This is a genomic window from Stutzerimonas stutzeri, assembly GCF_019090095.1.
GTDB lineage: Bacteria > Pseudomonadota > Gammaproteobacteria > Pseudomonadales > Pseudomonadaceae > Stutzerimonas > Stutzerimonas stutzeri_AN.
On the sequence record NZ_JAGQFP010000005.1, the window covers coordinates 1 to 24,667 of the forward strand.

23 protein-coding genes are annotated in these 24,667 nt (G+C 61.5%); all 23 read left to right on the plus strand.

Annotation, left to right across the window (positions count from 1 at the left end; all coding sequences use genetic code 11):
• The first annotated feature begins 959 nt into the window (after positions 1-959).
• Entirely contained in the window at positions 960-2,522 is a 1,563-nt protein-coding gene (tssA, locus tag KVO92_RS22410) for a type VI secretion system protein TssA (protein WP_217477777.1), read from the plus strand.
• 32 nt (positions 2,523-2,554) lie between these two features.
• Positions 2,555-3,061: a type VI secretion system contractile sheath small subunit gene (gene tssB, locus KVO92_RS22415; protein ID WP_217477778.1), complete on the plus strand. Its 507-nt coding sequence runs from the start codon at positions 2,555-2,557 to the stop codon at positions 3,059-3,061.
• A 26-nt stretch (positions 3,062-3,087) separates the two neighbouring features.
• Positions 3,088-4,566 carry a type VI secretion system contractile sheath large subunit gene (gene tssC / locus KVO92_RS22420; protein ID WP_217477779.1) on the plus strand — a complete coding sequence of 493 codons (1,479 nt, stop codon included), beginning with the start codon at positions 3,088-3,090 and terminating at the stop codon, positions 4,564-4,566.
• Between the two features lie 2 nt (positions 4,567-4,568).
• Entirely contained in the window at positions 4,569-4,997 is a 429-nt protein-coding gene (gene tssE, locus KVO92_RS22425) for a type VI secretion system baseplate subunit TssE (RefSeq protein WP_217477780.1), read from the plus strand.
• Positions 4,987-5,499: a PAAR domain-containing protein gene (locus KVO92_RS22430; protein ID WP_217477781.1), complete on the plus strand. Its 513-nt coding sequence runs from the start codon at positions 4,987-4,989 to the stop codon at positions 5,497-5,499. The genes tssE and KVO92_RS22430 overlap by 11 nt, the downstream gene beginning before the upstream one ends.
• The gene (locus KVO92_RS22435) at positions 5,496-6,302 is read left to right on the plus strand and encodes a hypothetical protein (protein WP_217477782.1); all 807 of its coding nucleotides are present in this window, start codon (positions 5,496-5,498) and stop codon (positions 6,300-6,302) included. The genes KVO92_RS22430 and KVO92_RS22435 overlap by 4 nt, the downstream gene beginning before the upstream one ends.
• 308 nt (positions 6,303-6,610) lie before the next feature.
• On the plus strand, positions 6,611-7,069 hold the full coding sequence (locus KVO92_RS22440) for a hypothetical protein (protein WP_217477783.1): 459 nt from the start codon (positions 6,611-6,613) through the stop codon (positions 7,067-7,069).
• Positions 7,032-7,304 carry a hypothetical protein gene (locus KVO92_RS22445; RefSeq protein ID WP_217477784.1) on the plus strand — a complete coding sequence of 91 codons (273 nt, stop codon included), beginning with the start codon at positions 7,032-7,034 and terminating at the stop codon, positions 7,302-7,304. Before KVO92_RS22440 ends, KVO92_RS22445 begins: the two co-directional genes overlap by 38 nt.
• Positions 7,304-7,711 (plus strand): hypothetical protein, encoded by a 408-nt coding sequence (locus tag KVO92_RS22450; RefSeq protein WP_254621644.1) that lies wholly within the window; start codon positions 7,304-7,306, stop codon positions 7,709-7,711. Before KVO92_RS22445 ends, KVO92_RS22450 begins: the two co-directional genes overlap by 1 nt.
• The gene (locus KVO92_RS22455; protein WP_217477785.1) at positions 7,708-7,968 is read left to right on the plus strand and encodes a hypothetical protein; all 261 of its coding nucleotides are present in this window, start codon (positions 7,708-7,710) and stop codon (positions 7,966-7,968) included. Before KVO92_RS22450 ends, KVO92_RS22455 begins: the two co-directional genes overlap by 4 nt.
• Positions 7,968-8,477 (plus strand): carboxypeptidase-like regulatory domain-containing protein, encoded by a 510-nt coding sequence (locus KVO92_RS22460; RefSeq protein ID WP_217477786.1) that lies wholly within the window; start codon positions 7,968-7,970, stop codon positions 8,475-8,477. Before KVO92_RS22455 ends, KVO92_RS22460 begins: the two co-directional genes overlap by 1 nt.
• Entirely contained in the window at positions 8,477-10,267 is a 1,791-nt protein-coding gene (tssF, locus tag KVO92_RS22465) for a type VI secretion system baseplate subunit TssF (RefSeq protein WP_217477787.1), read from the plus strand. The genes KVO92_RS22460 and tssF overlap by 1 nt, the downstream gene beginning before the upstream one ends.
• Positions 10,231-11,238: a type VI secretion system baseplate subunit TssG gene (gene tssG, locus KVO92_RS22470; RefSeq protein ID WP_217477788.1), complete on the plus strand. Its 1,008-nt coding sequence runs from the start codon at positions 10,231-10,233 to the stop codon at positions 11,236-11,238. Before tssF ends, tssG begins: the two co-directional genes overlap by 37 nt.
• Positions 11,239-11,248: 10 nt before the next feature.
• Positions 11,249-13,846, plus strand: coding sequence for a type VI secretion system ATPase TssH (gene tssH, locus KVO92_RS22475; RefSeq protein ID WP_217477789.1), 2,598 nt, complete (start codon positions 11,249-11,251; stop codon positions 13,844-13,846).
• Positions 13,833-15,359: a sigma-54 interaction domain-containing protein gene (locus tag KVO92_RS22480; RefSeq protein ID WP_336512663.1), complete on the plus strand. Its 1,527-nt coding sequence runs from the start codon at positions 13,833-13,835 to the stop codon at positions 15,357-15,359. Before tssH ends, KVO92_RS22480 begins: the two co-directional genes overlap by 14 nt.
• A 120-nt stretch (positions 15,360-15,479) precedes the next feature.
• Positions 15,480-17,561, plus strand: coding sequence for a type VI secretion system tip protein VgrG (locus KVO92_RS22485; RefSeq protein ID WP_217477791.1), 2,082 nt, complete (start codon positions 15,480-15,482; stop codon positions 17,559-17,561).
• A complete protein-coding gene (locus KVO92_RS22490) occupies positions 17,558-18,403 on the plus strand; it encodes a DUF4123 domain-containing protein (protein ID WP_217477792.1) in 846 nt (281 codons plus the stop codon). The genes KVO92_RS22485 and KVO92_RS22490 overlap by 4 nt, the downstream gene beginning before the upstream one ends.
• Positions 18,404-18,407: 4 nt before the next feature.
• Positions 18,408-19,169 (plus strand): hypothetical protein, encoded by a 762-nt coding sequence (locus KVO92_RS22495; protein ID WP_217477793.1) that lies wholly within the window; start codon positions 18,408-18,410, stop codon positions 19,167-19,169.
• Between the two features lie 208 nt (positions 19,170-19,377).
• Positions 19,378-21,318 (plus strand): lipase family protein, encoded by a 1,941-nt coding sequence (locus KVO92_RS22500; RefSeq protein ID WP_254621645.1) that lies wholly within the window; start codon positions 19,378-19,380, stop codon positions 21,316-21,318.
• A 176-nt stretch (positions 21,319-21,494) separates the two neighbouring features.
• On the plus strand, positions 21,495-21,629 hold the full coding sequence (locus KVO92_RS22505) for a type VI secretion protein (RefSeq protein WP_217477794.1): 135 nt from the start codon (positions 21,495-21,497) through the stop codon (positions 21,627-21,629).
• Positions 21,630-21,649: 20 nt separating this feature from the next.
• Positions 21,650-22,843 carry a type VI secretion system-associated FHA domain protein TagH gene (gene tagH, locus KVO92_RS22510; RefSeq protein ID WP_217477795.1) on the plus strand — a complete coding sequence of 398 codons (1,194 nt, stop codon included), beginning with the start codon at positions 21,650-21,652 and terminating at the stop codon, positions 22,841-22,843.
• A gap of 5 nt (positions 22,844-22,848) precedes the next feature.
• Entirely contained in the window at positions 22,849-23,334 is a 486-nt protein-coding gene (gene tssJ / locus KVO92_RS22515; protein WP_217477796.1) for a type VI secretion system lipoprotein TssJ, read from the plus strand.
• The gene (tssK, locus tag KVO92_RS22520) at positions 23,331-24,662 is read left to right on the plus strand and encodes a type VI secretion system baseplate subunit TssK (RefSeq protein WP_217477797.1); all 1,332 of its coding nucleotides are present in this window, start codon (positions 23,331-23,333) and stop codon (positions 24,660-24,662) included. Before tssJ ends, tssK begins: the two co-directional genes overlap by 4 nt.
• Positions 24,663-24,667: the final 5 nt, after the last annotated feature.

Genomic DNA, 24,667 nt, shown 5'->3' on the forward strand with positions numbered 1-24,667 from the left:
CAACCGACCGAAGCCACCAACAGGACTCAACCACCACCCTGTCAGCCCGGCGAATTCTACTCGAATTCGCCGTCCGTGCAAGCCTTTATTTTCGCTAACTTCTTGATTTACAAGAGGTTTTGCTAAAGACCTGCGCCGGAGAAGGTGCGCATTATAGGGGCTCAGAAACTCACGTCAATGGCTGTGTTCAGGGATTCGTTAAATTGAACAGCGGTACCCGAAGACGAAGCCCACAAGGCGATCATGGCCTAGCTATAGACTTCATCAACATAGCCACCTCCAGGCACCTCATAGGTGGCAGCAGCAGACCGCCCAACAACAGTCGCTTCAAACTACCCTCATATCTGGATCTACGCCCCTAGCAAAACTGTACCGGCTCACGTGATCCGTATCGAAGTCCGCTCCGATCAAGCATTCACAACGCAGCGTATGGTTTCGCCGGCATCCCTAATCAGCTCGCCTTCACATCAACCTATCGGCTTGTAGTCACGACTGCTGCCGTGCTTCGTTACGCAGTACACAGCGAGCCTCCGTTCTAGGTCATCGCTTGCGCATAAATCGCCACAACCTAATCTTTTGGCCGATATCAGCCCAAAAAACACTTTTCGCAGATTCGGAGCCTGAACGATGCAAACATCAGGACTGCCGCTTGCAGCAGCCGCCACACAACGGCATTGGACGTAGCGGCGACTGTCGTCCGCAGCGAGCCGTGACGACAGCTATAAAAACCGAAGGTTCCGAGCAGAATGCGGCGAAAGGAGTTAACTGCTGCACATATTGGCCATCCGCTTTCGCACTGCGGCAGTACAGTGCCTTCAGTTTGGAACCACTTCACAGTCATTGCGTCGCGTCGCACCTAGGATGCGCACCACTTAAGCGTATACATATACGCAGCAATCCGCGCATGAAGCGCCCTGCAACGCAACCAAGCGGCGTGCAGCAACCAGTTGAGTCATGGAATGACGCTTTCAACCAAGCTGGCTGCTCGTTACATAGAGCTAGCCAACACGCCTATCACGGCAACCTGTTTCGCAGGCGAAGACGCTCGCTACGCGCCAGAGTACGAGCTGCTTGAGCAGGAGCTAAGCAAAGCTTCCTCTGTTCACGCCGTTGGCGCAATCGATTGGCAAGTCGTTCGTAACGGAAGCGAACACCTCCTGACCACACAGACCAAGGACCTACGGTTAGCGGCTTGGCTCACCTGGGCGTTATATCAGCTCGATTCATTTGCCGGACTCTACGCAGGTCTCGCCATGGTCAGCTGTCTTTGCCGGGACCACTGGAGCGAAGTCCATCCACTCAAGCCACGCACTCGATCGGCGGCCATCAGTTGGCTCGTCCCACGCTTGGAGCAAGTGCTGGCCGATCACGTGCCGATGGGTGAGCAACTCCCGTTGTTCGAGCAGATAGCTCTTGAACTACGCCATGTGGAAGGCTGCGTTGCGAGCCATCTAGGTACCCAAGCCCCACTACTTTTACCGCTGTGTCGTCGTCTCGACGATATGGTCAAACGTGCCGGTAACGCCCAGTCCCAGCCTGGGCCGGTCGGTGTCGCCATTGCGCAGGTTAAGCAGGCCGCCGCTCAGGTCTTTAACGCAGCTGCACCAGTCGAGCACGAGAAGGACGCACACAAGAGCCTGCGTAGCCTGCAAGACCAAGCCCGCCCGCTGTGTAGCTATTGGCTGAAGCAGAAAGCTACCGACCTCAAGCCGCTTCGCCTCGCGCGAACCCTGCTGTGGCTACCGATCGACGGCCTGCCAGAAAGCAACGCCGATCAAATCACCGCCCTGCGTGGCGTTCCGGCAGACAAGCGCGCCAGCTACCAAGAACGCTTTTCCCAAGGAATCTACGCCGACCTGCTGGCGGACCTGGAGGCGAGCATCGCACGCGCCCCGTTCTGGCTCGATGGTCAACGGCTGGCCTGGGAATGCTTGAGCGAGCTTGACGCCGAACAGGCGATGCGCGAAGTCGAAATTCAGCTTGCGCTGTTCCTGCAGCGCATGCCGGGTCTCGACGAACTGCGCTTTCATGACGGTACGCCTTTCGCGGACGCCGAGACCCGCGCCTGGATCAGCGCCAGGGTGATGCCCCACCTGCAACAGGCTCAGGCGCCAAGCGAGTCACTCAACAACCAGAGTGGCGTTACGCCCGCCTGGGAAGAAGCCCTTCAGGACGCCCTTCCCCAACTGAAGAAAGACGGTCTCAAGAGCGCCGTGCAACAACTCAAGTATGGCCTCAACCAGGCCCAAGGCGGACGTGAACGTTTCTTCTGGCAACTGACCTTGGCCCGGCTGTGCTTCCAGGCCAAGAAATACGACCTGGCCAAGACCCAGCTCGAAACCCTCGACCAGACGCTGCAGGTCTCCGGCCTCGGCGACTGGGAACCCGATCTCGCCCTCGAGGTACTGCGCCTGTTGCATAACTGCTGCGAGCTATTGCCGCAGAACCATGCGGTGCGCGAAAGCAAGGACGAGATATACCGCAGGCTGTGCCACCTCGACCTCGAAGTGGTACTCGATTAGGCCCCCGGGCCGCCCATTCAAGGAGAACACCCATGGCCAAAGAAGGCTCGGTAGCCCCCAAGGAACGCATCAACGTCACCTTCAAACCCGCCACCGGCGGCGCCCAGGAAGAAATCGAACTGCCCCTTAAGCTTATGGTGCTCGGCGATTTCACCCAGCGCGCCGACGACCGCAAGATCGAAGATCGCAAGCCGATCGCCATCGACAAGAACAGCTTCGACGAAGTCCTGGCCAAGCAGGAGCTGAACCTGACCTTCGCCGTGCAGAACCGCTTGCAGGACGAAGCCACCGACGAGGAGTTGCCGGTTCAGCTGAACATCGGCTCGATGAAGGATTTCAATCCCGCCAACCTGGTCGAGCAGGTCCCTGAGCTGAAGAAATTGATGGAGCTGCGCGACGCACTGGTCGCGCTCAAGGGGCCGCTGGGCAACGCCCCCGCCTTCCGTAAGGCCATCGAAAGCGTGCTGGCCGATGACGACTCGCGCGAGCGCGTGCTCGGCGAGCTGGGCCTGGCCGCGAAAGAACACCTGGACGCCTGATCATCTGGACAAGGAACGCCAACACCATGAGCACTAGCGCAGCAGCCGTCGACAGCGGCACCCAACTCGCCGACCTCGGCATCCTCGATCGCATCATCGCCGAAACCAAACTCACCCCCGACGACGAGGCCTATGACATCGCCAAGCGCGGCGTCTCCGCCTTCATTGAGGAATTGCTCAAGCCGCAGAACGAACACGAGCCGGTGAAGAAAGCGCTGGTCGACCGCATGATCGCGGAGATCGACGCCAAGCTCAGCCGGCAGATGGACGAGATCCTTCACCATCCGCAATTCCAGGCGCTGGAATCCTCCTGGCGCGGCCTGAAGTTGCTGGTCGACCGCACCAACTTCCGCGAGAACATCAAGCTTGAAATCCTCAACGCCTCCAAGCAGGACCTGCTGGATGACTTCGAGGACAGTCCAGAGGTCGTCCAATCCGGCCTGTACAAGCACATCTACACCGCCGAGTACGGCCAATTCGGTGGCCAGCCGGTCGGCGCGCTGATCGCCAACTACTTCTTCGACCCGAGCGCCCCGGACATCAAGACGATGCAGTACGTGGCATCGGTCGCCAGCATGTCCCACGCCCCCTTCATCGCCGCCGCCGGCCCGAAGTTCTTCGGCCTGGAGAGCTTCACCGGCCTGCCGGACCTGAAGGACCTGAAAGATCACTTCGAAGGCCCGCAGTTCGCCAAGTGGCAGAGCTTCCGCGAACAGGAAGATGCCCGCTACGTCGGCCTGACCGTACCTCGCTTCCTGCTGCGCAACCCCTACGATCCGGAAGACAACCCGGTCAAATCCTTCGTCTACAAGGAGAACGTTGCCAACAGCCACGAGCACTACCTGTGGGGCAACACCGCCTACACCTTCGCCAGCCGTCTGACCGACAGCTTCGCCAAGTTCCGCTGGTGCCCGAACATCATCGGCCCGCAGAGCGGCGGCGCGGTAGAAGACCTGCCGTTGCACCACTTCGAAAGCATGGGCGAGATCGAGACCAAGATCCCGACCGAGGTGCTGGTCTCCGACCGCCGTGAGTACGAACTGGCCGAGGAAGGCTTCATCGCCCTGACCATGCGCAAGGGCAGTGACAACGCCGCGTTCTTCTCGGCCAACTCGGCGCAGAAGCCGAAATTCTTCGGTAATAGCGAAGAAGGCAAGAACGCCGAGCTGAACTACAAGCTCGGCACCCAGTTGCCGTATCTGTTCATCGTCAACCGTCTGGCCCACTACCTCAAAGTGCTGCAGCGCGAGCAGATCGGCGCCTGGAAAGAGCGCACCGACCTCGAGCTGGAACTGAACAAGTGGATCCGCCAGTTCGTTGCCGACCAGGAAAACCCCAGCGCCGAAGTTCGCAGCCGCCGGCCCCTGCGCGCCGCCCAAGTCGTCGTCAGCGATGTGGACGGCGAGCCGGGCTGGTACCGCGTCGGCCTGAACGTGCGTCCGCACTTCAAGTACATGGGTGCCGATTTCACCCTGTCGCTGGTCGGCAAGCTGGACAAGGAATAAGCATGAAGGGTTATGGCAGCCTGTTCGAGCGCCTCGGTAGCGAGGCCGGCCAACGTGCCGGCTGGAGCCACGAGGTCGCCGCCATGGCCTCGGTGGCTGCCCATCTGGCCAAGATGCTCAGCACCCGTGCGGGCAGCGTGCAGACGCTGCCCGACTACGGGTTGCCCGATTTGAACGATATGCGCCTGTCGCTGCACGACTCGCTGCAGCAGGCGCGTATCGCCATCGAACGCTTTATCGAAGCGTACGAACCACGACTGACCCAGGTGCGCGTGGTTTCCCTGCCGCGCACCCAGGATCCGCTGCGCCAGACCTTCGCCATCGACGGCCTGCTGGAGATGGACGGCGTCAAGCGTCAGGTCAGTTTCTCCGCGAGCCTGGATGGCAGCGGTCAGGTCAAGGTCAACCCAGGAGCCTCACATGTCCGGTAAACCCGCAGCCCGCCTCGGCGACCCCACCGCCTGCCCGATTCCCGGCCACGGCACCAACCCGATCGCCGCCGGCTCGCCCGACGTGCTGTTCGACAGCCTGCCCGCCGCACGCATGGGCGACGCCTCCGCTTGTGGCGGCGCCATGGCCGGCGCAGTGACTCCCACCGTGCTGATCAATGGCAAGCCGGCGGCGGTGCTTGGCTCGGTGGGTAGCCATGGCAATGTGGTGATTGGGGGATCGGGGACGGTGATTATTGGCAATACGCATACGCCTCCGGCATTTGTTCCGCCGACGGCGCTGGCAATTGCAAGCCATAGCCAGTGCATCCTGGTCGAGGATCAGGATGGGAATCCGCTACAGGGAATTCCATATCGGTTACGTAATCCTCAAGGCGAGTGGATCGATGGCTATACGGACTCCGCCGGAAGAACTCAGCGAATATATGGAAATGCGGGGGACTCGATCGACTTCTCCACTGCTATCCAAGAGGAGTTGTCATGAGCTCCGGAGTTCTTCCCTCATTGACCACCCGAGCTATCCCTCTTGCGCCTGAGGCCAGAGGCGCGGTCAAAAAAATTCAGCTCAAGGTCTTCTGGAAGACAGTCAATTTTTGGACTGATGCCGCGAGCCGCGAATACCAAAGTGCTGTGCCTTCAATCGCTGAGCGATTAGTGACAGAACAGTATTGGGATCGGAATGGAAGCATCAAGAACAACCGATTTACCTGTGAGGATTTTGCCGTTCGCCTGTTGTGTGAGTTTGCATCATTGCACCAACTTCCGGTCAAGCTAAAAACTGGCGTAAGGACTTATCGTAATATGGAGGTATATCAACCTGGCGAGCATGATCGCTACTTAAGCCATATGTACGGATTTGCTGACATGGTCATGTTGACATATGGTGCGCCCGATATGCAGCGTGTTGGTGAGAACGTAGTCGCGCTGACCTCTCCGACAGAGCTGCTGGCGGGTGACATATTGGCCCAAGCGTATGATCGGCCTGGTGATGTGGCTCACCATGTACAGGTTGCAATGCGTGTCAGCCCCGAGAGAATTGAGATAAAGCAGGGTAATACCGGTGGTGTAAGTGTTCGTCCGGTCACCACAATTAGTCGCGTGCTCGGATCTAACCTGGCGAATCCTCAGAATGAGGGCTATGCCGGCATGCCCATTGAACAGGGTGTTTACAATAGCCTGGAGTCCGGCTGGAACTACCAGAACTTGGCAACGGGAGCGATCCGTGAAGACTTCCTGAAATTATTTCAGCTATATCGCTGGAACTTTATGGGGTTCAATAAGGCATGAGTCTTTCTGGCTATTTGGCGGTCGTCGCGGACAGTGACTTGTTTGGTCTGTTGGCCATCTACTGCTTTGTCATCGCAATGCTTGGGCTTTTCGAAAGGCTGCGGAATACCCGGGCTTATCGCGCAACGGCATTTTTTGGGTTGTTAATTGTTCCGATGCTACATGCCGTTGGCACTTATTTTCTTAACCTGGCTCCAGCCTGATGTACATGGCACTTTGTTTCATGCCGCGTATATCAGAAATCTTTGGTGACGCTCAGCTCCATGAGCAGAGGTCATTATGGGGTGGCAGTACAAGGGATTGGGCTAATGAACAAGTCCATTAAAGTAAGTGCCTTGATTGGTTCGGCCGTTATCTTGATTGCACCATTTGCTGTGTTTGAAGCCTATATTGTTTCTAGATATGGCTATGCTGAGCCTTACAGCTATGTATTCTCCATTCCACTGGGAGTGATTTCGTATTTATTGATTCAGTTTGCAATTGGCTACGGTGTGGTAAAGGGTTGGGCGAGCTGCAAGATGTCAAGAAATTATCCGCTGATACTTATATGGTTGATTAGTGTTTTGGTGCTTTGGGCATTTCCTCATTTTTCCCAGGTGAGAACATCCTTTAAACATGGATACTCTGGATCAGTCGGTAGAGACGAAGGCGATCTATCTTGGGAAACCTGGAAAAGGCCGCAACAGGTTTCGTTATGTGCTCCTGCTACTGGCGTTGATGATGCTGATCGTGACATTCAATTCACCAACAAGCATTTGGCCTGTTGATTTTGATTTTTTCGGCTATCGAATTCATGGCAATGTATTTTACTGGCTGTTCATGGTCAGTGTCGTTGCTTATATTCCCTTGGCGATAGGTGGGGGAGGGTTGTTTCTTTATGATTTGATAAAGCTGTTTCAGAGTAAGCGGCGGCGTCAGGTGATTAATCTTGTGATTTCTTCGGCAATAATTTTTGCGGCGCTATATGGCTTCAATAGTTGGGTTTTTGAGGAAATATTTTGATGGGTGTCGGGGATGTGAGTGCTCGGGGACATATTCGGGGACAGCCCCCTCCCTCCGATTTCTCGGGGACCGCAAATCGTGGCATGTCCGTTATTACTCTCATTGCTCTGAGTGTTTTGCTGTTTTCAAACGCTTTCAGCAACACCCTGATGTTGCTGATGGATCGCGTGAACTATCTGCCTGCGGAAACATCGATCTTTACGTTCAATCCCTACATCATTAACGAAGGTTCAAGTGCATATTGGATCTACGGCGAGGACGGCAACAACTACTACCACTTCACCTATGAAGCGGGCCGTGAGTATCTGCTGATGAGCAAGGACCAGTTCTGTCCCGGCTTCAAGGAAGACGATGTCATGACATGGTGTGATGCCAGAGCAAAGAGCATTTCGGAAGACAACGAATGAATCTCCGAAAAGCCTCTTCAGAACAGGCGCCATCCAATCCCTGGGAGGCGTTCCCGAATGTGGATGCCGTAGGCCTTGGCAGTCTGCAAGGCAATCTTGAGCACTGGTGGCAGTACTGCTGGTGGCCCCACTCGCAATCGCTGACTCGTGAGCAGCGCGAAGATTGGTTGCAAGACCCCGCCCACCCAGAAGCCTGGCGTGAATACGTGCAATTGCAGGACGCCTTTGCCGGCAACGACACGGAGTCCCCTGCCTGATGTCTTTTCATCATCCCTGCCAGTCCGAGTTTTCTCTTCAAGGGAAGGTGGGCATTTCTCTCATGCTCGCCGCTTTCTCGGCTCTGGGTGCCTGCGTCCCCTATCCACACTCGGTGACCCGAAACCCTGCCATCGAGGGCCGCGTGCTGTCTGCCGAAACGGGGCAGCCCGTGGTGGGCGCCAAAATTGAGCTGGAGATCGGCAGCGACGAATTCTGGGGCGATGCAACGGTCAGCGACGCCGAAGGCCGTTTCGCCTTCGCCGAACGACGCGACTATCGCGTGGTCGCCCTACTGGCCGATGCGCCACGCTGCTGGACTAGGCTTTCGGTCAGTGCGCCCGGTTATCGCACGCGCCGTTGCGGCTGGATCAGCATGCATGGGTGTTCGCCAGAACCGATGGTGCTGCCGCATCTGACGCTGCAGCCGGAGCATCTCGCTGCCCTCCAAGAAGAGGCGCCAGATGACCTCTGGCATTGCATAGAATCGGCCAAGGAGAAGGCCAACTGATGTCTTTCAACCACTACTACCAGAGCGAACTCACCGCCCTGCGCCAGTTGGGCAAGCGCTTTTCCGAGCGCAGCCCGGCGCTGGCGCCCTTTCTCGGGCAGGCCGGGCGCGATCCGGATGTCGAGCGGCTGCTCGAAGGCTTCGCCTTCCTCACTGGCCGTTTGCGGCAGAAGCTCGACGATGAGTTGCCAGAACTGACCCATTCGCTGATGCACCTCTTGTGGCCGAATTACATGCGCCCCCTTCCGGCCTTCAGCATGTTGCAGTTCGATCCATTGAAACGGCCTGGCCCGGCGTTGCTGGTCGCGCGCGATACGCCTGTCGAAGCCAAGCCGGTCCAGGGCGTCACGTGCCGTTTCCGCACCACTTACACGACAGAGGTACTGCCGCTGGCGCTCGATGCGCTGGATTACTCGGTGAAGGGGGACGGCGCGCTGTTGAGCCTGCGCCTGCAAATGACTGCGGACGGCCACCTCGGCGAGCTGAACCTCAAGACACTGCGCCTGCACCTGGCTGGCGAGCGCTACATCAGCCAGATGCTCTACCTCAGCCTGCTGCGCCACCTCGGCGGCGTCGAGCTGGTTGCGCTGGATGCCGACGGCAAGCCCCTCAGCGATGGCCTCGGCGCCACGCTGCCGGCATTGCGCTTGCCACCCTCGAGCCTCGATCCGGTGGGCTTTGCCGAGGACCAGGCACTGATTCCCTACCCGCTCAACACCTTCCGCGGCTATCGCTACCTGCAGGAATACTTCGCCTTCCAGGAGAAATTTCTGTTCGTCGACCTGCTCGGTCTCGATGCGCTCAAGCGGCTGCCGCAGGAGGCGCTCGAGCGTGCCCGCGGTTTCGAGCTGCGTTTCGATATCCAGAAGGCCGGCGCCCAACGCATCCGCCCGACGCGGGACAACGTCCGGTTGTATTGCACACCGGTCGTCAATCTTTTCGAACACGATGCGATCCCGATCCGCCTCGACGGTAAGCAGGACCAGTACCTGCTCATGCCAGCCGAGCTCGACAGCACACAGTGTGGCGTCTTCTCGGTCGATCGCGTGACCGGCTGGAAACCGGGTGGCATGGGCTACGAGGAATATGTTGCGTTCGAATCCTTCGAACACGACCCCAGCTTCGATGTCCCGGTCGCGCGCCCGCATTACAGCGTCCGGCAGCAGCCGTCGATGCTCGGCGACGGCCTGGAAACCTACCTCAGCTTCGGCCTGCGCAACCTCGACCAGCACGAGACACTGTCCATCGAACTCACCTGCACCAACCAGAACCTGCCGCGCCAGCTGCGGTTGGGCGACATTTGTCTGCCCAGCGACGACACCCCCGAGTTCCTCACCTTCCGCAACATCAGTCCGGTGACGCCGAGTTACGCGCCGCCGCTGCACCGCGACTTCCTGTGGAAGCTGATCAGCAACATGTCGCTGAACTACCTGTCGCTGGCCAACGTCGAGGCGCTCAAGGTGATCCTCGAAACCTACGACCTGCCGCGCTACTACGACCAGCACGCCGAGAAAGTCAGCAAGCGGTTGCTCGGCGGGCTCAAGTCGATTGCCCACCAGCACGTCGACCGCCTGCACCGCGGCCTGCCGGTGCGCGGCGTGCGCACCGAACTGACCATGGACCCGGACGGCTACCTGGGCGAAGGGGATCTGTTCCTCTTCGCCTCGATACTCAATGAGTTTTTCGCGCTTTACGCCAGCCTCAACTCGTACCACGAGCTACGCGTCAGCAGCACACAAGGAGAGGTGTACCAATGGACGCCACGTATGGGACAACAGCCCCTGCTCTGAGCCGGCTTTCCCGTGGCATCCGCGAGTACAGCCTGTTTCAGGGCGTACTGCTGGTCATGGACCGACTCAAGACCGCGCACCCGGATCTGAACGAAGAGCGGCTCTACGAGCAGCTCGAATTCCAGGCCAACCCAAGCCTGGGCTTTCCCGGCAGCGATATCGAGCGAGTGGACTTCTTCGAGGAGGCGGGCGAGCTGCGTGCGCGCCTGCGCATCAACCTGGTCAGCCTGTTCGGTGCCGGCTCGCCGCTGCCGGCTTTCTACGCTGACCAGGCGCTCGGCGACAGCGTCGACGGTAACCCGACGCGCGAGTTTCTCGACCTGTTCAACAACCGCCTTCAGCGCCTGATGCTACCGGTCTGGCAGAAGTACCGTTATCGCGCACGCTTCACCAGCGGCGCGCGCGATCCGCTGTCCGAACAGCTGTTCGCCCTCATCGGCCTGGGCGGCGCACAGATCCGCGCGGCGAGCGAGCTGAACTGGAAGCGCCTGCTGCCCTACCTCGGTCTGCTCAGCCTGCGGGCGCATTCGGCGGCGCTGATCGAATCGGTACTGCGCTACTACTTCAAGCATGCCGACCTGCGCATCGAGCAATGCCTGGAGCGCCAGGTCGACATTCTCGGCGAGCAGCAGAACCGCCTCGGCCGCGCGAACAGCCAGCTCGGCGAAAACCTCGTGCTGGGCGAACGGGTACGCGACCGCGGCGGCAAGTTCCGCATCCACATTCGCCAGCTCAGTTGGGAGCGCTTCCACGAATTCCTGCCGGTCGGCACGGGCTACCAGCCGCTCTGCGCGCTGGTGCGTTTCACCCTGCGCGACCCCTTGGACTACGACATCCGCCTGGCCCTGCGCCAGGACGACATCCGCGAGCTACGCATCGGGGAAGGAAACCCCTGCCGTCTCGGCTGGACCAGCTGGCTCGGCACCGAACGGGCCGACGGCATGGTCACCCTCGGCAGCAAGCTTCATTAAAGGAACCGACATGATCAATGTAGACCTGCAACAACTCGTCCAGGCGCTCGACGCGCCGACCAAGCGCGACCTGGAAGGCGCCGCCGAACGCTGCGTGGTGCGTGGCGGCAGCAAGATTCTGGTCGAAGACCTGCTGCTCGGCCTGCTCGAACGCGCCGACGGCCTGCTGCTGCGCGCACTGCAGGACGCCGAGGTGGATGCCGGGGAGCTGGCCCAAGCCCTGCAGTCACGCGGCGAGCACAGCGAATCGCGCAATCCGGTGTTCTCTGCCGAACTGGTGCAATGGCTGCAGGACGCCCTGCTGGTCGGCAACCTCGAGCTCGGCCAGAGCCAGATCGATCAGGCCGCGCTGTTGCTCGCGCTGCTGCGCAACCCGATGCGCTATGCCGGTAGCCGCTACCAACCACTGCTGGCGCGGCTGAACATCGAGCGCATGCGCGATTTCGCCCTGGCCCAACAGCCCCAAGCGGCGCCCGGCAAACCGTCCCCCGCGGGCGAATCGAACCTGGCGCGCTTTACCCACAACTTCACCCAGCAGGCGCGCGACGGCCGCCTCGACCCGGTGCTGTGCCGCGACGGCGCGATCCGTCAGTTGATCGACATTCTGGCCCGCCGCCGTAAAAGCAACCCGATCGTGGTCGGCGAAGCGGGCGTCGGCAAAACCGCCATTGTCGAGGGCCTGGCCCTGCGCATCGCCACCGGCGAGGTGCCAGACACCCTGAAGAACGTCGAGCTGCTCTGCCTCGACCTCGGCCTGCTGCAGGCCGGCGCCAGCGTGAAGGGCGAATTCGAACGGCGATTGCAGGGCGTGATCGATGAAGTCAAAGGCGCGGCCAAGCCGACCATTCTGTTCATCGACGAGGCACACACCCTGATCGGCGCCGGCGGCCAGGCCGGCAGCGGCGACGCGGCCAACCTGCTCAAGCCAGCACTGGCGCGCGGCGAGCTGCGCACCATCGCGGCGACCACCTGGAGCGAATACAAGAAGTATTTCGAGAAGGACCCGGCGCTGGCGCGGCGCTTCCAGCCCGTGCAGCTGCACGAGCCCAGCGTGGACGAAGCCGTGACCATTCTGCGCGGCCTGGCCCCGGTCTATGAACAAAGCCACGGCATCTACCTGCGCGACGATGCAGTGGTCGCTGCGGCCGAGCTGTCGGCCCGTTATCTCGCCGGTCGCCAGCTGCCGGACAAGGCGGTCGACGTGCTCGACACCGCCTGTGCCCGCGTGCGCATCAGTCTGGCCGCCGCGCCGGAATCGCTGGAGCGCCTGCGCAACGAGATGGCCGAAGGCGAACGCCATCGCGAAGCGCTGCGGCGCGACCTGAACGCAGGATTGGCGATCGACGGAGACGCCCTGGCCCAGCTCGAGGCCGGCCTCGCCGCGGCGAAGATCGAACACGACGAACTCCAGACCCGCTGGGCCGAACAGCGCCAGCGCGCCGAGCGCCTGCTCGACCTGCGCCAGCGCCGCGCCGCAACACAGCAGCAACCGGAACCTGAGCGCGACGACGCCCAAGCTGTCGGGGAGCAGCTGGAAGCCGAGCTACGCGCCCTGCAGGACGAGCTGGCGCGCCTGCAGGCGACCGAGCGGCTGGTCAGCTTCGAAGTCTGCCCCCGGCTGATCGCCGAGGTGATCAGCCACTGGACCGGTGTGCCGTTGTCGCAGCTGGCGCGCGAGCACAACAGCAAGGTATTGAGCTTCGCCGACGACCTGCGCCAGCGCGTACGCGGCCAGGAACAGGCCGTGGCCGCGCTGGACCGCGCCATGCGCGCCACCGCGGCAGGCTTGAACCGCCCCGACGCGCCCGTTGGCGTGTTCCTGCTGGTCGGCCCCAGCGGCGTCGGCAAGACCGAAACCGCGCTGGCCCTGGCCGACCTGCTGTATGGCGGCGAGCGTTTCCTTACCACCATCAACATGTCCGAATTCCAGGAAAAGCACACGGTCTCGCGGCTGATCGGCGCGCCGCCCGGCTACGTCGGCTACGGCGAAGGCGGCATGCTCACCGAGGCTGTCCGGCAGAAGCCCTATTCCGTCGTGCTGCTCGATGAGGTCGAGAAGGCCGATCCGGATGTGATGAACGTCTTCTATCAGATCTTCGACAAGGGCGTCGCCAACGACGGCGAAGGCCGCGAGATCAACTTCCGCAACACCCTGATCCTCATGACCAGCAACCTTGCCAGCGACGAGATCGCACGCCTGTGCGCCGCCGGTCACCGGCCTGCCGCCGAGGATCTGGAGGCAGCCATTCGCCCGACGCTGAGCCGCCACTTCAAGCCGGCACTGCTCGGGCGCATGAAGGTGGTGCCCTATTACCCGGTACTCGGCGAGGTGCTCGCCGAACTGGTCGGCGTCAAGCTGGCGCGCTTCGGCGAGCGGCTGGCCCGCCGCAATCTGCGCTTCAGCCATTGCGAGGCGTTGGCCGCACACCTCGCCGAGCGCTGCACGCACAGCGAGAGCGGCGCGCGGCTGGTCGACCACCTGATCGACCAGACCCTGCAACCGCAGGTCGTCGATCGTCTGCTCGCCGCCATGGCCAGCGGCGAAGCCCTGCAGCGGGTGCATGCCACGCTTGACGGTGACGGAGCGGTGGTCTGTGAGTTCGCTTAAAGTCCCGGCTGTGTCCTCCACGCCTGGCGAAGCCGGCACACTGCTCGAGCGCTTCGCAGCCCTGGCTGGGTCTACCGATGCCGAGGCCTGGCTCGGCGCGCTGGTCGAACTCGCCGCGCAGATTGCCGGCTGCCCGCTGACACAGCTCTACCGTCTCGATGCCACTCACACGCGGCTGACGCTCTCGGCCGAATGGCGCGACGGGCAACGGCGGCATGAGGTGGCCAGCCTGCCAAGCGACTACGACGGCGAACAGCTGCTGCAATACTGCCTGAGCCAGAATCGGCAGTTGGCGATCGCTCCGCTCGACGCGAGCCTGCATGCCACCAGCTTCCTGCCCGAGGCGACGCGACCGTGGCGCAGCTTGCTGTGCCTGCCCCTGCCGGATGCGGAGGGCCACGCAGTCGGTCTGTTGGTCGCCGCCTGCCCGACCGGACGCGACCTGGGTGATGCCGCCGGCCCGCTGGCCAGCCTCGGCCGCTTTGCGCTCGGGCAGGCGCAACTGCTCAACCGCCTGCACAGCGCGGCACAACCGGCCTGCTCCGAGCAATCCAGTGCGCCACGCCCCTGCGCCAGCGGCTACGGCCTGATCGGCGACAGCCCGCCGATGCGCGCCGTGTACGGGCTGATGGGCAAAGTGCTGCACAATCCGGTCAGCGTGCTGCTCCTCGGCGAGACCGGCACCGGCAAGGAGCTGGTCGCCCGCGCCATCCACGACTGCGGCTCGCGGCGCAGCCAGGCGTTCATCGTGCAGAACTGCGCGGCGCTGCCCGAACACCTGCTCGAGAGCGAGCTGTTCGGCTACCGCAAGGGCGCTTTCACCGGTGCCGATCGCGACCATGAGGGCCTGTTCGACGCGGCCAATGGCGGCACGCTGTTTCTCGATGAGATCGGCGACATGCCACTGACCCTGCAGGCCAAGCTGTTGCGCGTGCTGCAGGAAGGCGAAGTGAGGCCACTGGGCAGCACCCGCACCCACAAGGTCGACGTTCGCATCGTCGCCGCGACCCATCAGGACCTGCACAAGCGCGTCGAGGAAGGTCGTTTTCGTGAAGATCTTTACTACCGGTTGTCCATCTTTCCCATCGAGCTACCGCCGCTGCGCGAGCGCGGCCAGGACATCCTGCGGCTGGCGCGACACTTCGCCGAGAACGCCTGCAGCTTTCTGCAACGCACTGCCGTGCGCTGGTCGGACGCAGCACTGGAGCAGCTCGCCGGCTACGCCTTTCCCGGGAACGTGCGCGAACTCAAGGGCCTGGTCGAGCGCGCCGTATTGCTCTGCGATAGCGGTGAACTGCTACCCGATCACTTCCATCTGCGCACGGTGGACGATGCGCTGGACAGCACCCTGAGCCTGCGCGCACGGCTCGAACGCGTCGAGCGCAACCTGCTGGTCGACTGCCTGCGCAAGAACGGCGGCAACCAGAGCCAGGCCGCCCGCGAACTCGGCCTGCCGCGCCGCACCTTGCTCTATCGCATGGATCGGCTGGGGGTGAGCAGCAACGACCTATGATCCGATTCACCGATACTCACGCTTGCTTGACTGACATCGCAGCTCTGCCAGACCAAAACCGCTAGCCTCGCCTTCAGCCATCAAAGGCTTCTGGACGCTCTACCGAACAAGGATGCTCAGATGTTCAACCCGGCCAACGACACCCATTTCAGCCTCGCCATCGATGGCGTCGAGCACGACCTGCAGGTGCTCGAGTTTCACGGTCGCGAGGCGCTCTCAACCCCCTTCGCCTTCGACATCGAACTGGTCAGCGAACGTCCCGACCTGGACTTCGACGACCTGCTGCATCGCTCGGCTTTTCTGGCCCTCTGCCCTGCCGGTAGCGGCATTCACGGACAGATCTATCGCGTTGCCCAAGGGGACTCCGGGCGGCGCATGACGCGCTACCAGATCACCTTGCGCCCCCGGTTGGCCTACCTGGCGCACCGCACCAACCAGCGCATCTTCCAGCACCTCAGCGTGCCGCGGATCGTCGCCCAGGTGCTCGAGGAGCACGGCATCCTCACCGACGTTGGCCATCGCTTCCAGCTTGGCCCAGTGGTGTATCCCAAACGCGAATACTGCGTGCAGTACGACGAGAGCGACCTGCACTTCATCCAGCGCCTCTGTGAAGAGGAAGGCATTCACTACCACTTCCAGCACAGCCCGGATGGCCACGTGCTGGTCTTTGGTGACAATCAGACGGTCTTCCCCAAGCTCGCCCCGGTTGCCTATCAGCAGGATTCTGGCCTGGTCGCCGACGAACCGGTGATCAAGCACTTCGGCCTGCGCCTGGAGACCCGCACCAGCCGCGTCACACGTCGCGATTACGATTTCGAAAAACCGCGGGTGCGGCTGGAGGCTGGTTACCAGAGCGACTTCCTTCCCGACCTCGAGGACTACGCTTATCCGGGCCGCTTCGTCGAGCGCGAGCGCGGCCGGCATCTGGCCCAGCGCGCGCTGGAGCGGCACCGCCATGATTACGAGCGGGCTGAAGGCCGCAGTGACCAGCCCTTGCTGGTCAGCGGGCATTTTCTCGAACTGACCGAACACCCCCGCGCCGACTGGAATCAACTCTGGCTGCTCGACGAAATCTTTCACGAAGGCAAACAGCCGCAAGTGCTGGAGGAGTCGTCGACCAGCGATACGCAGCCAGACGAGGGGTTCATCCAGGGCTACCGAAACCGTTTCACCGCAACGCCTTGGGATGTCCCCTTCCGCCCCGACCTGCGACACCCGAAACCAGAAATACTGGGCAGCCAGACCGCCGTGGTCACCGGTCCCGCCGGCGAAGAGATCCACTGCGACGAGTACGGCCGGGTAAAGGTGCAATTCCATTGGAACCGCCAGGGCCAGGCCGATGACAAGACCAGTTGCTGGCTGCGCGTCTCCAGTAGCTGGGCCGGCGACCGCTACGGCGGCATTGCCATTCCGCGGGTCGGCATGGAAGTGCTGGTGACCTTCCTCGAAGGCGATCCCGATCAGCCGCTGGTGACCGGCTGCCTGTATCACGCCGAACATGTCGTGCCCTACGATCTGCCGGCGAACAAGACCCGTACCGTCTTCAAAACACTCAGCTCGCCCGGCGGTGGTGGCTACAACGAACTGCGCATCGAGGATCGTAAGGGCGCCGAGCAAATCTACCTCCACGCCCAGCGCGACTGGGACGAGAACATCGAGCACGACCAGAAGATCCGCGTCGGCCACGAACGCCACGACACGGTCGAGGCCAACAGCTACAGCGAATTCCGCGCCGAAGAGCATCGCACCACCCACGCCGACCGCAAGATCGAGGTCCGCGCCAACGACCATCTCACCGTCGGCAACAGCCGGCACGTGAAGATCGGCATCGGGCAGTTCGTCGAAGCCGACAACGAAATCCACTACCACGCCGGCAGCAAGATCGTCATCGACGCTGGAATGGAACTGACCGCCGCGGGCGGCGGCAGCTTTCTCAAACTCGACCCAAGCGGCATCACGCTGAGCGGGGCCACGATCAAGATGAACTCCGGTGGCGCGCCAGGCAGCGGCTCGGGCGTACGCATTCTCGCCCCGCAGATTCCCTGGGCGGCCGACCAGGACAAAGCCGGCGCCACACCCAAGCTCGTGTTGGCCAATACCCAACTGCAATTGGCGCGCAAAGCCCGGCAGATCGGCGCCAGCCGTTGCCCGATTTGCGAAGCGTGCAGGGCGGGAATCTGTGAACCAGGAGCCGGCCGATGAACGATAGCGTCGAACACTGGCTCAGCGAGCAACAAGCCCAGCGCCGAAAACTGCTGCTCGTAATCGATAGCCTGGCGGAGCCCGCCCCGCTGCCTCGTCTGTTCTCAGCTGACCTGGTGCACAGCTACGCCAACCTCTACCAGGGCACCGAGGTCGACGAGATGGCCAGCGTGGGTCCCTGGCTGATCATGCTGAACGAGCTGAACCTCACGCAGCTACCTTCATTGACCGACGCACCAGAGCAGAACTGGGGCTGGCTCGCCAGCGTCGAACACGCCGACATGGCGGCGCTCACGCAACACTGGCAAGCCCGTCTCTTCGACGACGAGCAGGGGCAACGGTCGCTCTATCGATTCCAGGACAACCGCATCGTCGCGCGCCACCTGGCCGAACTGGACGCCTCACAACGCTCTCTACTGCTTGGCCCGCTGACCAGTGCGCTCTGCTGGGATGGTCGCGACTGGCGACGGTTCGATAACGAGCGGCCAGACGAGAACCCCGAACCCTTCGAAAAACCGTGGCTGTCCATCCCAGAGCCCGAGCAGGTCCAGCGCGCGGTGGCACACCACAACCTCGAGCTGTGGCTATGGCAGACCCACACGCAGGCAACCACGCGGCTCGCCGAAACCCTGGTGGTGAGCGACTGGCTGGACCAGCAACTCGACAAAGCGAAGAAATGGCAATGGCACAGCGAGCCGCAACTGCACTTTCTGCTCCGCAACCAGCTCGACCCCGCACTGGCCGATCACCCAGCCTGGCTGCCAGCTGACCAAGAGGCACCGGACGCCCACTATTCACGAGTCAGTTCCGCACTGACTTCAAGCCTTTCTGCACGGGATTGATCAGATGACGTCTCACACCTTTTCCCGAATCCGCTTGCTGCCCATTCACGCATGGTCTGCACTGCTCGGCCTTCTACTCAGCGGTTGCAGCACGCTCGGCTCGGTCGGCGCCGAGAACTTTACCTTGAGGGGCGAGCTACCGGCTGACTTCGCACTGAAGGCCCAAGCGCATTACGGCGGGTCCGAGGGATGCAGTGATCGCGGCCATGTGAAGGGTTTCAAGAAGGATTACGAAAAGGTGCCGCATGGATATGAGTTCGAGATTCCAGTCAGCTATCGCGACGGACGTTGTGAACTGCAACTGACCAGGGTCGGGCTTTTTATTCATGCGAAGTACGGCGAGCAGGATTGGCAATATAGCTACGATAACGGCGGGTTAGTGGTTGTTGAAGAACTTCCGCCGAATGCCCCAACTTATCAAGCAAACGGAGCTTTAGCTAAAACGGCTAAATGCTCTTGGCTATTCCAAATGAGTAAAGCCCAATCACGCCGCGGAGAAATCAGCAAGATCCTTAACTGCACGGGCGCCGGCGCATTTCTTCTACGCACAGCATTAGCAAGCAAAACTGTGCAGATCCAATTCGAGCAAAGCAGTGAGGACCGTCCTTATTACCGTGGTTACTGGCTAAAAACAGAATCCGGATGGAAGCCATGCACGGGTCGCTGGGGAACAAGATTTGAGGAGTTCTGCACAAGCCCGCCGCAATTTCGTACTTTCACGATGGATGGCGGCACATGCACGATCTATCCAAACTGCACGGAGTGACTAACGGATGAGTAACTCAACCTCGCAGGCCCTACTCCAATGCCCGAATCGCTTGGCAAGGGTAAGCTTTCGTTTAGTAGACGAGCATGGAAGCGGCAAACCCTACGCTGGACTGACGTACCGAATTACAGATCGCCATGGGCTTGATTGCTCCGCTACGCTAGACGAGGACGGCTATGCACAGGTGAATAACATCCACGGAGGGCCCTTGGTTGTATCTTTTCCGAGCGGTTATGACGGCAGCGATCCGTGGTATAGGGGCTTAATCACGAGGGAGCATTTCCCAATTTCCATTTCAGCTCTTCAAGTTGCAGCTGAACAATCACCTGCTGGCCCTCGGAGTGCTAACGGAAAGACCTATCTCGCGCAAGAACGCGCCGCGAAGGAAGATGCTTATTTCTTACGGGCGGAAGTAAGCGATTTCGTAACGAGCAAGGGCCATCTCCCGACGCCAGACTCAAACTGGACGACCGCATCTACACTGAAACAAAACGCAGGCTCAGCAGCAGCCCAACCCGGCGTTGCGCTTGGTTGTGACAGGCACACTGTCATCGAGATCAAGGCGCTACGCGCCTATAGCCCGCTGCTTTCCCGCGGCGCTGATTTTTGCGCGCTTAACGCCTATCACCTGGCGGTCATGAGCGCTTTCGTCTATGCGCCTTTCAGTACAGCTACCAAACCTTACTCTTCAGCACCACCGCCCTATTCAGCGCTTGGCAGCATCGGATACGTGCTTCAGAACCAGCTAGGGCGCCGAATTCGGCCAACGCAATTCAACACCGCCTCCCCCTATCACCTGCTTTGCGAAGAGGTGCCTTATTCGAAACGTCTCGAAATCATGCCCTACGATCCGGCGCGCTATGAAAAGGAAACACAAGAGGGCTGGCGAAATCCCGAGGACGTGCACTTCCTGTGCGACACGGATAACGAAACAGACACTGACACCCAGGCATTCATTACCCATAACGACAAAGTCATACTGATTTCCGTCCGCGGTACGCAGGAATTTTTGGCCGACGCTAGTCGAGACGCAGATGCACGGCAGGTGCCGTATGCAGAGGGTGAGGGCCAGGCTCATCGCGGCTTCTACGAAGCCTTTCAAGCAACGAAACCCTTCGTCGATCGCTACCTCAACGCCTTTTACACAGGCGAGCAAACACTCGTCGTCTGTGGCCATAGCCTCGGCGGCGCAATCGCCCTGCTATTGACGGAATGGTTGCGCAGAGAATGGTCGAGCGATATCCAGCTCTACACCTTCGGCGCCCCACGCGCCGCCGACGCGGCCTTCGTCAAGGCGGCTCAGTCTCTTACGCATCACCGTATCGTCAACCACAACGACCCCGTTCCTGCGCTTCCACTGCCGTGGATGGACGCCGAATGGAAGCTGGCGCTTCCCGGTGCAGCGCTGGTGTATAGCTCACCGGGTATCGGCATTGCGCTGCTGCTAGCGGGAATCGTCAACCTTCAAGGCGACCCCTACGAGCAACACGGCGAGCAATGGCATTTCATGCCGCGCAAGCCCGGCGCCAGCAGCGAGACTGCGATTCTCTGGCAGCCTGGCTGTGCGCTGGTTAGCGACCAGACCTGCGCTCGCACCATCGGCGAGATCGGCCTGGATGGCGATATGCCGAATCGCGTTGCCCTCGCGGGATCCCAACATTCAAGCGACAGCGGCTATGCGCGAGCGGCGCTAACCAACCTGCTGCGCTGGCATATCAGCGTGAAAGAGCGCAACGGCCGGCTGTTCACTGATGTCGAGATCCGTGACATCTACGCCCAGCTTCTGAGCACTGCACAGCTGCTGGAAAGCTGGCAAGCGCGCTCATTCAACGAGTTTCGCTGGGAAATCAGGCGCAGGGGTGTGATGCGCTTCTATGGCAAGACGGATCTCGAACTGCGCGCCATCTACGCCGACGCGGTGGCGCAGGGCGAACGTGTTCGAGCCGAACAAAGCCCCGCCCTGACTCGCACGCAACAGCGCCTGCTCGCCCAGGCGGAGCGGGTAGTGACACCCCGCGGTGTCTTTGGCGAGCATGCGGAGCGGCCGGATCTGCCAGAGTTGGTCGCGCAGTGGCGTGCCATCGAGGACAACCAGAATGCGGAATGGCAGGCAGCCAACGCGCCACGCAGTGCGGGAGCGATCGCCTAGCGCCTGGCCCCGCATTTGTAGCCCCAGCTCTCGTTTCCGACCTGGCCCACTCCGATTCCGTGATCCTGTTCACCCACCGTAACACCTGGGTGAACTTCAATGCTCAGCCTGAGTCCCGCAGCGCACCACGTCGCCGCGCGGGGCGTCTGCCCACACGCTTTCAAGGAGGAAATCGCGTGCTAGCCCGCTATTGCGCCCTCGTTTTATTCGCCGCATCCCTCGCCCTTGCCGGTTGCTCCGGTAACTACAAGTTCAACGACGACGAATACCGTCCGCTGGGCGACCCGCAGGCCTCCAGCCGCAGCAATTGATTCGCCAGGAGTACAAAGCCATGGAATTGGTTTTCGATATGGTCGGCGCCCAGCAGTTCGTGCCGGGCCTGATCAGCAGCAAGACGTTCAAGCAGGCCGGCGGGATCATCGGGCGCAACCAGGATTGCGACTGGGTAATCCCGGACCGCAAGCGAGTCCTGTCCGGCCGGCACGCCGAGGTAAGCTACCGCGACGGCGCCTTTTTCCTGACAGACACCAGCAGCAACGGCATTCAGCTCAAGGACACCGGGAGCAGCCTCACCAAGGGCCAGCCACAGCGAATAGCGCACGGAAGCACTTACTGCCTCGGCGACTTCGAAATCCGGGCGCGCCTGATCCAGGATCCAGCCTCATTCGATGGTGACCTGGGCCGTCCACAGCCGGCCGGCAGCATCATTCCTGACGATGCCTTTCTCGACCTCGACCCGCTGACCGCCATGGAACAGCAGGAGCGCGTCTATGCCCAGGTCGATGACCTGACCGCCGTTCTCTCACCGCCGCGCACGCAGGCGCAACAACGCGACTACGCCCAGATCGACGAGGAAAACCTGCAGGTGCCGCAACTGGTGGTGAGCCAGGCGCCGCCAGCACCGCAACCCGCCGCTGAGCCCGAGCGGCTCGACCCGGGCTTCTGGGCGCGCTTCGGGGACGCGCTCGGCGTATCGCTGGACGACCTGGACGAAGACGCACGCCAGGCGCTGGCCCTGAAGGCTGCGGGCCTCCTGCGCCAGACCATCGGCGGACTGCAACAGTCGCTGCGTACGCGTAACGAGCTGACGAACGAACTTCGTCTGTCGCTGACCACTGTCCAGAGTGCCGGCAACAACCCGCTCAAGCACGGCATCGACAGCGGCGAAGCACTGAGCCAGCTGCTGTTGGGCGGCAAGCCTGGGCAACTGCCGGCCGAACAGGCCATCGGCCGCGCCTTTCGAGACGTGCAGGCACACCAGGTCGCCATGCTCGCCGGCAGCCGGGCCGCGGCCAGAGCCATGCTCGATCAGCTCGCCCCCGACCAACTGGTGATGCGCTTCGAGCGCGACAGCAAACCGATGATCGCCACGGCAGGAAGCCGCTGGCGCGCCTACCGACGCCTGCACCAGCACCTGCAGCAGGACGACGATTGGAGCGAACGCCTGTTCTCCCGGGATTTCGCCCAGGCCTATGAAGAGCAGGTCCGCCTGATCGCCACTCTCAACACCGACCTTCAAGGATGATGTCCATGCCTCGTTTTTTCTCCGCGGCGCTGCTGACGACGCTGGCCCTGCTCGCCGGCTGCTCGGCGCTCTCGCCCAACTCCAGCCTGACGAAACTCGACCTTTCGCTGCAGGGGAGCGACCGACTCAACCCCGACTTAAACGATCGCCCCTCGCCAATCGTGATCCGCCTGCTGGAGCTCAAGCATCCGGTGGCCTTCGAAAACGCCGATTTCTTCTCGCTGTATCAGCGCCCGAAAGAAGTCCTGTCGCCGGATCTGGTCATTCAGGAAGAGCTGGAGCTGCGCCCCGGCGAGCAGCGCGAGCTCAAGCTCTACGTACAGGACGGCAGCCGCTACGTTGGCGTCATGGCCGCCTACCGCGACCTTCCCGAATCGAGCTGGCGCGTCGTCGTTCCGATTAAAACGCGGGCGCAGAACCGCGCCGAGCTGCGCCTTGACGAACGCGGCATGCTGCTGATCGATCCGCTTGCCGCGGAGGCCGGACGATGAGCATGAATAAGGTGGTCTGGCAGGAGGGCATGCTGCTGCGCCCGCAGCACTTCCAGCAGAACGACCGGTACTACGAGACGCAGCTCAAGCAACGCACACAGAAGCTTGGCCATTACGCCTGGGGCTTTTTCGATCTGGAGATCGACCGCCAGTTTCTCAACATGGGCAAGCTGGTGCTGAGCCAGGCCAGCGGCATCCTGCCCGACGGCAGCCTGTTCGAAATCGGCGCCGAGCGCGAACCGCTGGCCCTCGACGTGCCGCCAAACACTGGCAACACGCCGGTCTACCTCGCACTGCCCTTGGTCACCGGTAATCACATCGAATGCCGGCGCCCGGAACAAAAGGACGTGCTGGCGCGCTACACGGCCTTCGACGAAGAGGTCGCCGACTCGAACGCCGGGGACAGCAGCACCAGCCAGGTCAGCACCGGCCGGCCGGACTTTCGCCTGCTGATCGGCGAGCAGCAGAGCGACCAGGCCTACGTGCGACTCAAGCTGTGCGACATCCTCGACACCACCCCGGACGGGGTCATCAGCCTCGATCCGGAATACATCCCGACCTTCATCGACTTCCAGGCCTCGAGCTACCTGCTGTCCTGCCTCAAGGAAGTCATCAGCATGCTCGGCCATCGTGGCGACACGCTCGCCGAGCGGATCCGCGCGACGGGCAAGGTGGGCGGAGCCGAGGTGGGCGACTTCATGATGCTGCAGCTGATCAACCGCTACGAACCGGTGCTGCGCCATTACCTGGGCATCGAGCGAATCCACCCCGAGCAGATCTACTGTCAGTTGCTGGGCCTGCTTGGCGAACTCGCGACCTTCTCCAGCGAAACCAAGCGCCCGCGGATGGATGGGCGGTATTTGCACAACGATCAGGGCCTGTCGTTTCGCAAGCTGATGGACGCGATCCGCCAGGTGCTATCGATGGTCCTCGAGCAGCACGCCATCGAACTGCTGCTGCAGCAGCGCCAGTACGGCATCCAGGTCTCGCCACTGCATGACCACAAGCTGCTGGGCAGTGCGTCGTTCGTATTGGCAGCGAGCGCCCAGTGCGATTCCGAGCAGTTGCGCACGCGGTTGCCGGCGCACCTCAAGGTCGGGCCGGTGGAGCGCATCCGCCAGCTGGTCAACCTTCACTTGCCCGGGATCAAGGTCAAGCCGCTGCCCGTGGCACCCCGGCAGATTCCGTTCCATTCCGGCAAGACCTACTTCGCGCTGGAGCTGAGCTCCGAAGAGCTGGCGCAACTGGAGCGCTCCGGCGGCTTCGCCTTCCACGTGTCCGGCGAATTCCCCGGACTTGAGCTGAAATTCTGGGCGATCAGGAACTGACCGAC